This window comes from Brevibacterium sp. UCMA 11752 (assembly GCF_021532235.1).
GTDB classification, from domain to species: domain Bacteria; phylum Actinomycetota; class Actinomycetes; order Actinomycetales; family Brevibacteriaceae; genus Brevibacterium; species Brevibacterium antiquum.
Genome location: NZ_JACBOS010000004.1, coordinates 1 through 9,157, shown reverse-complemented (window position 1 = coordinate 9,157; position 9,157 = coordinate 1). Strand labels below are relative to the sequence as shown.

The window sequence follows — 9,157 nt, the reverse complement described above, 5'->3', positions numbered from 1 at the left end:
CGGTCATGCCGATGCGGATGAACGGGAAATGCCGAGCGGTGCACATGTCCTTGAAGCGGACCTCTTCGGACCGCGGCACGGCCACGATCGCACGCGCGGTGGACTCGGGAGAACAGAGCGGTGAACACGTCGATGTCGTCGCGGTCGCACACCTCGTCGAGCCAGATGCGGGCACCTGTGCCGAAGCGCAGGCAGGATTCGATGAGTGCCTGCGACAGACCGCCCTCGGACAGGTCGTGCGCGGCATCGATCATGCCGTCACGCGAGGAGTGATGAGGATCTCACCGAGTTCCTTCTCCGTGCCCGGCTGTACTGCGGAGGCACTCCGCCGAGGTGGCCGGCAGTCACGTCGGCCCACGCCGAACCGTCGAGTTCGGCTTCGGTCGTTCCGAGCAGGTAGATGGTCTGGCCCGGTTCCTTCCAGCCGCTGGGTGTGGCGGGTGACGTCGTCGAAGACGCGAGGACACCGACGACGGGGTCGGGTGGATGGCCACGCCACCGGTCTGGTTGTAGAGGGAGACGTTGCCGCCGGTCACGGGAATGCCCAGGTCCTGGCACGCCTCGGCGAGGCCCTCGACTGCGGCCGCGAACTGCCACATGATCTCAGGGTCCTCGGGGGAGCCGAAGTTGAGGCAGTCAGTGACCGCACGCGGGATGGCCCCGGCGGTGGTGACGTTGCGGTAGGCCTCGGCAAGCGCCAGCGCTGCGCCTCGGGCCGGATCAAGGTAGCAGTAGCGACCGTTGGCGTCGGTGGCGATGGCCACGCCGAGGCCGGACTCCTCGTCGACGCGAATGACTCCCGCATCGTCGGGGAACGCCTGGCGGTGTTGCCCTGCACGTATTTGTCGTACTGGGAGGTGATCCAGTTCTTCGACGCCAGGTCGGTGCGCCTGCGAGCTGGAGGACGGTCGCGCGCAGCTGCTCGTCGCCCTCAGGCTTGACCAATCCAGCGGATTCCACGGTGTTCGCCGCGACCTCGGCAGTCCATGATGGCTCGACCATCGGACGTTCGTAGACGGGGCCGTCGTGGGCGACCGAGCGAGGCGGCACATCGACGATGACGTCTCCGTGCCATTCGATGATGAGGCGTTCGGAGTCGGTGACCTCGCCGAGGACGGAGGTTTCGACGTCCCATTTGCCCACGATCGCCAGGAAGTCGTCGAGGCGTTCGGGGGTGACAACGGCCATCATCCGCTCCTGGGACTCCGACATGAGGATCTCCTCAGGGGTCAGAGTCTCATCGCGCAGCAGTACGTCGTCGAGGGCGATGTGCATACCGCCGTCGCCGTTCGAGGCCAGCTCGGAGGTGGCGCAGCTGATGCCGGCAGCACCGAGGTCCTGGATGCCTTCGACAACGCCCGCGTGGAAGAGTTCGAGGCAGCATTCGATGAGGACCTTCTCTGCGAAGGGGTCGCCGACCTGCACAGCTGGACGCTTCGAAGGTTTGGTGTCGTCGAAGGACTCTGAGGCGAGGATCGAGGCTCCGCCGATGCCGTCTCCACCGGTGCGGGCACCGAAGAGGATGACCTTGTTGCCCTTGCCCGAAGCATTGGCCAGACGGATGTCCTCGTGGCGCATGACGCCGACTGCGAGGGCGTTGACCAGGGGGTTTCCCTGGTAGACGGAGTCGAAGACGGTCTCGCCGCCGATGTTGGGCAGGCCGAGGGAGTTGCCGTAGTGCTGATTCCGGAGACGACTCCGTGGAGCACGCGAGAGGTGTCGGGGTGGTCGATGGCTCCGAAGCGCAGCTGATCCATCACGGCCACGGGGCGGGCGCCCATCGAGATGATGTCGCGCACGATTCCGCCCACGCCGGTGGCAGCGCCCTGGTGGGGTTCGACGTAGCTGGGGTGGTTGTGGGACTCGACCTTGAAGGTCACGGCCCAGCCGTCGCCGATGTCGACGACGCCGGCGTTCTCGCCGATGCCCACGAGCAGGTGCTTCTTCATGTCTTCGGTGACCTTGTCACCGAACTTCGACAGATGCACCTTCGAGGACTTGTAGGAGCAGTGCTCGGACCACATGACCGAGTACATCGCCAACTCCGCCGAGGTGGGGCGACGTCCCAGGATCTCGCGGATCTGCGCGTATTCGTCGGCCTTCAGTCCGAGGTCGGCATAGGGCTGGTCCACGTCGGGATTCGCAGCAGCGAACTCGACGGTCTCCTTGACCTTCTTGGAGGCGGCCTGATCGGTTTCGACCTGCTGGGATTCGACCTGCGTGGAATTCGCAGAGTTGAGGTTACTCGACATGTCCTCTTAACGGCCCTTTCATACGACACGGCATCAGAGCCAATCTTAGCCGTGGTGCGGGGGAGGGGGAGAAACCGGTCTCATCGATGAGTGGATTATGTGATCGAGGCGACCAGTAGTCTGCGCCACATGCGGGTACCGCCTGAGGTCTCGCCAACTAGAATATGGGCCATGGCAACTCCCAAAATCGTCTTGTTCTACGTCTTCACCCCCTTGGCGGACCCAGAGGCAGTCAAACTGTGGCAGCATACTCTGGCTGAGAGTCTCGGGCTCAAGGGGCGCGTGATCGTGTCGAAGGACGGCATCAACGCCACCATCGGCGGCGACATCTTCGACGTCAAGCAGTATGTGCGGGCGACGCGATCCTATGAACCGTTCAAGAAGGCCGACATCAAATGGTCCAACGGCGAGGGCGACGATTTCCCCCGCCTGAGCGTCAAGGTCCGGCCCGAGCTCGTGACCTTCGGCACCGACGACGAGATCACCGTGACCGAGAGCGGAGTCGAAGGCGGCGGCGAGCATCTCAAACCGGGAGCCCTGCACAAGCTCCTCGACGAACGCGGCGATGATGTCGTCTTCTTCGACGGTCGCAATGCGATGGAGGCCCAGATCGGGAAGTTCCGGGATGCGATCGTGCCCGAGACGGACACCACCAAGGACTTCATCGCCGAGATCGAATCGGGCAAGTACGACGACCTCAAGGACAAGCCGGTCGTCACCTACTGCACCGGAGGAATCCGCTGCGAAGTTCTGTCCGTGCTGATGAAGAACCGCGGGTTCGAAGAGGTCTACCAGCTCGACGGCGGCATCGTCCGCTACGGAGAGACCTTCGGCAACACCGGGTACTGGGACGGCTCCCTCTACGTCTTCGACAAGCGCATGCACGTGGAGTTCGGCGAAGGAGCCGAATCGATCGGTCACTGCGTCGCGTGTGACAAGGCGACCCCGAACTTCGTCAACTGCGCGAACCTGGACTGCCGTGAGCAGTACCTGCGCTGTGAGGACTGCACGGAGAAGAACCGTCAGCCCTACTGCCCCGATTGTGTGCAGGCCGGTATCCCCGCCGAGGTGACCGCCGGCTGACGCCGCCCGTGCCGGATCCGTGTTGTGCAGCTTCTACCGAAGCAGGCTCTTCGTCGCCGCACCGATATCCGTCCACCTGAACTCGAACCCTGCCTGCTCCAGCCGCTTGGGCAGCACCCAGCGGCTCTTGAGCACCAGCTCCGACTCCTGTCGGAGGACGGTCATCCCGATTTCCAGCAGCCAACGTGGTGCCGGAATGCCGATCGGCATCCGGACGGCTCGTCTCAGGGCAGCCATCAGCGCGGTGTTGTCCGAGACTCCGGGACTCGAGACGTTGATAGGACCGGTGATCTCCTCGTGGGCATCGATGAAGCGGATCGCACGCACAACATCGTCGATGTGCACCCAACTGAACTTCTGTTTCCCATGACTGAGCGGATGTCCCCGCCAGACCTTCGGTCCTGACGCGTCGGGTCCGATGCCGCGGTAGCGAGTGTGGCCGAACCAGCGCCCTTCCAGCTGGGGACCGCCGGCACCGAATCTGGCCGCGGTCGCGAGCATATTCAACGCCGCGCCGTCACCGAGCACGATCGCCATCCGCAAAGCGACCCGTCTGGTCTGCAGGAGATCGCCACGGAAGAATTCTCGCTCCCAGCCTTTGGCCACATCAACTGAGAAGCCCTCACCGATGTCCCCGTCGGTCTCGGTCTGCGGCCGATCCATGGCATGACGGTAGACAGTGGCCGTGCTCGAGTTGATCCACAGACGCGGTGGCGCCGAGGCGGCCCTGACCGCATCGTTCAAGGTCCGAGTCGTCGTCACTCGTGAGTCCCAGACCTCCTGCCGGTTGCGATCGTTGTATCGACACCCCACGCTGCGGCCGGCGAAGTTGATGAGCAGATCGGCGCCATCGATCATGGCGGCGATTCCGTCCGGATCGTCCCAGGAGACATGTGTGCCCGAGGATGCTGCCCGCCCGATGGTGCGCACCTGGTAACCCCATGACAGAAGGGGAGCAAGGAGCGATCTGCCGATGAAGCCGGTGGCTCCGGCGATGACAGCTATCGGTGCTGAGCCGTTGTCGGGACGAGGAGAAACATTGTCCGCAGTCATGAAACGACCGTAACACCGGCAGAACCAAGCATCGGCGAGGTTCTGCGCCCACCGATCCCCGGTATTCCGGGGCCCGAGGCTGTCGCAACTGTCCTGGTGACGGGCGTCACGCTGAGTTTTCCGGTTTCGAGTTGCACGCACTGGTCGGCCTGGTCTAGAGTTGTATCTCGTTGCCCCGCAGAAAACGAGTTCTTCGAGAACAGTTTTCACCCGGTATGACCAGCACAAACACAGTTTGAGCAGGTTGTTCACAGGATGGGGATGGCAACAACAATTGAAACTGACACCCCCCGGTGTACGCCGCCATTTTGTGATGGTGTGTGGTGACGGGTGAGTGTGTGTGGTTTGAGAATCCAATAGCGTATTTGTTTGAACAGATAGTGATGCCAGAAACATTATTTCTGGTAAGACAATCACATGTTCACACACAAGTCACGGCCCCCTCGCCGGGGTGGTGACGCCAGCGTGTGTGGACATGATTTTTTTAAGCTGACCGCGGTCACCCCGTGACCGTAGTGTTGGCTGTCTTGCTGGGATTCATTCGTAACATAATTTTTTTATGGAGAGTTTGATCCTGGCTCAGGACGAACGCTGGCTGCGTGCTTAACACATGCAAGTCGAACGCTGAAGCCCGCAGCTTGCTGTGGGTGGATGAGTGGCGAACGGGTGAGTAACACGTGAGTAACCTGCCCCCGACTTCGGGATAAGCCCGGGAAACTGGGTCTAATACCGGATATGACAACCGAAGGCATCTTTGGTTGTGGAAAGTTTTTTCGGTTGGGGATGGGCTCGCGGCCTATCAGTTTGTTGGTGAGGTAATGGCTCACCAAGACGACGACGGGTAGCCGGCCTGAGAGGGCGACCGGCCACACTGGGACTGAGACACGGCCCAGACTCCTACGGGAGGCAGCAGTGGGGAATATTGCACAATGGGGGAACCCTGATGCAGCGACGCAGCGTGCGGGATGACGGCCTTCGGGTTGTAAACCGCTTTCAGCAGGGAAGAAGCCCCTTGGGGTGACGGTACCTGCAGAAGAAGTACCGGCTAACTACGTGCCAGCAGCCGCGGTAATACGTAGGGTACAAGCGTTGTCCGGAATTATTGGGCGTAAAGAGCTCGTAGGTGGTTGGTCACGTCTGCTGTGGAAACGCAACGCTTAACGTTGCGCGTGCAGTGGGTACGGGCTGACTAGAGTGCAGTAGGGGAGTCTGGAATTCCTGGTGTAGCGGTGAAATGCGCAGATATCAGGAGGAACACCGGTGGCGAAGGCGGGACTCTGGGCTGTAACTGACACTGAGGAGCGAAAGCATGGGGAGCGAACAGGATTAGATACCCTGGTAGTCCATGCCGTAAACGTTGGGCACTAGGTGTGGGGGACATTCCACGTTCTCCGCGCCGTAGCTAACGCATTAAGTGCCCCGCCTGGGGAGTACGGTCGCAAGGCTAAAACTCAAAGGAATTGACGGGGGCCCGCACAAGCGGCGGAGCATGCGGATTAATTCGATGCAACGCGAAGAACCTTACCAAGGCTTGACATACACCAGACCGTCCTGGAAACAGGTCCTCCTCTTTGAGGTTGGTGTACAGGTGGTGCATGGTTGTCGTCAGCTCGTGTCGTGAGATGTTGGGTTAAGTCCCGCAACGAGCGCAACCCTCGTTCTATGTTGCCAGCACGTGATGGTGGGAACTCATAGGAGACTGCCGGGGTCAACTCGGAGGAAGGTGGGGATGACGTCAAATCATCATGCCCTTTATGTCTTGGGCTTCACGCATGCTACAATGGCTGGTACAGAGAGATGCGAGACCGCGAGGTTTTAGCGAATCCCTTAAAGCCAGTCTCAGTTTCGGATCGTAGTCTGCAATTCGACTACGTGAAGTCGGAGTCGCTAGTAATCGCAGATCAGCAACGCTGCGGTGAATACGTTCCCGGGCCTTGTACACACCGCCCGTCAAGTCACGAAAGTCGGTAACACCCGAAGCCGGTGGCCCAACCCTTGTGGAGGGGGCCGTCTAAGGTGGGACTGGCAATTGGGACTAAGTCGTAACAAGGTAGCCGTACCGGAAGGTGCGGCTGGATCACCTCCTTTCTAAGGAGCACACATCAGAACCCCAACGCAGCATCCATTCGTGATGCTGGTTGGGCAGCTCAAGGGTGGAACATCCCTATCTGGCTCGTCCACACAGCGGTCTTCGAGGTATGTGCCTCGTGTGAGCGTGTTGGTGGGTGGATATGAATGAATACGTTATTGGGTCCTGGAATCACAGGCCCCACACAACACAGTCCTTCTTTGTGGCTGCGAGTGTGTGTGGTGTGGTGGTTTCATCTAACGGACCGACCCAGACCATAGTCACAGCGCTTCGTCGTTGTGGGTGTGGGTGGTGTTTGGTAGTGGTTTGAGAATCGTATAGTGGACGCGAGCATCAACAACACACCAGTGGTGTGTTGTTATGTAATGTGATTTTTCTTGTGAAATCCGAAAGTGTTTTTTTCGCGCACACAATCATCGACCATGAAAGTGGTTGGTATGAGTGTGTAAGAGCGCATGGTGGATGCCTTGGCATCAGGAGCCGATGAAGGACGTGGAAATCTGCGATAAGCCTCGGGGAGCCGATAAACGGGCTGTGATCCGAGGGTCTCCGAATGGGGAAACCCCGCCACATGAGAGTGTGGTGACCCGCATCTGAATATATAGGATGTGTGGAGGGAACGCGGGGAAGTGAAACATCTCAGTACCCGTAGGAAGAGAAAATAAAATATGATTCCGGAGTAGTGGCGAGCGAAACTGGAAGAGCCTAAACCGTGTCAGTGTCAAGCGTGCTGGTGTTGCTGACAGGGTGTTGTGGGGTATGCGTGTCTCACCCAGCATGGTGGGGACGTTGATGTGTGTTGCGTGTAGTCGAAGCTGGTGGGAAACAGTACCGCAGTGGGTGAGAGTCCCGTAGACGAAACATGTGACCCCGACGTTGTGCATGTCCCCGAGTAGCACGGTACTCGTGGAATGTCGTGTGAATCTGCCAGGACCACCTGGTAAGGCTAAATACTTCCTGATGACCGATAGCGGATAGTACCGTGAGGGAATGGTGAAAAGTACCCCGGGAGGGGAGTGAAATAGTACCTGAAACCATGTGCTTACAATCCGTCAGAGCCTCCTTGTTGGGGTGATGGCGTGCCTTTTGAAGAATGAGCCTGCGAGTTAGCGGTGCGTGGCGAGGTTAACCCGAGAGGGTAGTCGTAGCGAAAGCGAGTCCGAATAGGGCGAATGAGTCGCGTGTCCTAGACCCGAAGCGGAGTGATCTAGCCATGGGCAGGGTGAAGCGTGTGTAAGAGCGCGTGGAGGCCCGCACCCACTTCAGTTGAAAATGGAGGGGATGACCTGTGGTTAGGGGTGAAAGGCCAATCAAACTCTGTGATAGCTGGTTCTCCCCGAAATGCATTTAGGTGCAGCGTTGCGTGGTTCTTGCCGGAGGTAGAGCTACTGGATGGCTGATGGGCCCCACCGGGTTACTGACGTCAACTAAACTCCGAATGCCGGTAAGGTTCAGCGTGGCAGTGAGACAGTGGGGGATAAGCTTCATTGTCGAGAGGGAAACAGCCCAGACCATCAACTAAGGCCCCTAAGCGTGTGCTAAGTGGGAAAGGATGTTCAGTTGCGAAGACAACCAGGAGGTTGGCTTAGAAGCAGCCATCCTTGAAAGAGTGCGTAATAGCTCACTGGTCAAGTGATTGAGCGCCGATAATGTAGCGGGGCTAAGTACACCGCCGAAGTTGTGGCAGCACCCCTGAAGCCGTAATGGTGGGGTGTTGGGTAGGGGAGCGTCGTGCTGGCAGTGAAGTCGCCGTGTGAACGAGTGGTGGAGCCGGTACGAGTGAGAATGCAGGCATGAGTAGCGAAGACGGGTGAGAAACCCGTCCACCGGATGACCAAGGGTTCCAGGGCTAGGCTAATCCGCCCTGGGTAAGTCGGGACCTAAGGCGAGGCCGACAGGCGTAGTCGATGGACAACCAGTTGATATTCTGGTACCGACATTCAACCGTCAATACCAAAACACATGATACTAACTTTCTGGCTCGTCCTTTGCGTCTTCGGATGTGATGTTGGCGAGTTGGCAAGGACCTGAGTGTGGAGTCGGTAAGCGCGAGGTGTGACGCAGGAAGGTAGCCAGGCCACGCGATGGTAGTCGTGGTCTAAGGTCGTAGCACGTGGGGGTAGGTAAATCCGTCCCCACTTTGAGTGTGAGAGCTGATGGGCGCCCCATTTTGGTGGGGTGATCTGGTGATCCTATGCTGCCGAGAAAAGCATCGGCGTGAGGTTGTGTGTTGCCCGTACCCTATAACCGACACAGGTGGTCAGGTAGAGAATACTAAGGTGATCGAGAGAATCGTGGTTAAGGAACTCGGCAAAATGCCCCCGTAACTTCGGGAGAAGGGGGACCATCCCGGTGAACAGGACTTGCTCCTGGATGTGCTGGTGGGGTCGCAGAGGCCAGAGAGAAGCGACTGTTATTAAAAACACAGGTCCGTGCGAAGATGTAAGTCGATGTATACGGACTGACGCCTGCCCGGTGCTGGAAGTTAAGAGGACTCGTTAACCCTTTTGGGGGTGAAGCGGAGAATTTAAGCCCCAGTAAACGGCGGTGGAACTATAACCATCCTAAGGTAGCGAAATTCCTTGTCGGGTAAGTTCCGACCTGCACGAATGGCGTAACGACTTCTCTGCTGTCTCAACACGAACTCGGCGAAATTGCATTACGAGTAAAGATGCTCGTT

At 59.0% G+C, this 9,157-nt stretch carries 2 protein-coding genes, 2 rRNA genes and 1 pseudogene; 3 read left to right on the top strand and 2 right to left on the bottom strand.

Annotated features, from left to right (window positions below; translation table 11 throughout):
- Positions 1–2,252 (bottom strand): annotated as a pseudogene (gene purL / locus HU144_RS19065) (phosphoribosylformylglycinamidine synthase subunit PurL); the annotation flags it as partial.
- Between the two features lie 171 nt (positions 2,253–2,423).
- On the opposite strand from purL, the gene trhO reads away from it, so the two are divergent.
- Complete coding sequence (gene trhO, locus HU144_RS19060) at positions 2,424–3,335, top strand: oxygen-dependent tRNA uridine(34) hydroxylase TrhO (RefSeq protein ID WP_235349572.1); 912 nt, start codon at positions 2,424–2,426, stop codon at positions 3,333–3,335.
- Between the two features lie 33 nt (positions 3,336–3,368).
- Here trhO and HU144_RS19055 read toward each other — a convergent pair whose 3' ends face one another.
- Positions 3,369–4,388 carry an epimerase gene (locus HU144_RS19055; RefSeq protein ID WP_235349571.1) on the bottom strand — a complete coding sequence of 340 codons (1,020 nt, stop codon included), beginning with the start codon at positions 4,386–4,388 and terminating at the stop codon, positions 3,369–3,371.
- A gap of 556 nt (positions 4,389–4,944) precedes the next feature.
- Between HU144_RS19055 and HU144_RS19050 the strand changes: the two genes are divergently transcribed.
- Together HU144_RS19050 and HU144_RS19045 are read left to right on the top strand one after the other, a co-directional pair.
- Positions 4,945–6,476: ribosomal RNA gene (locus HU144_RS19050) — 16S ribosomal RNA — on the top strand.
- Positions 6,477–6,912: 436 nt separating this feature from the next.
- Positions 6,913–9,157 (top strand): 23S ribosomal RNA (locus tag HU144_RS19045); the annotation flags it as partial.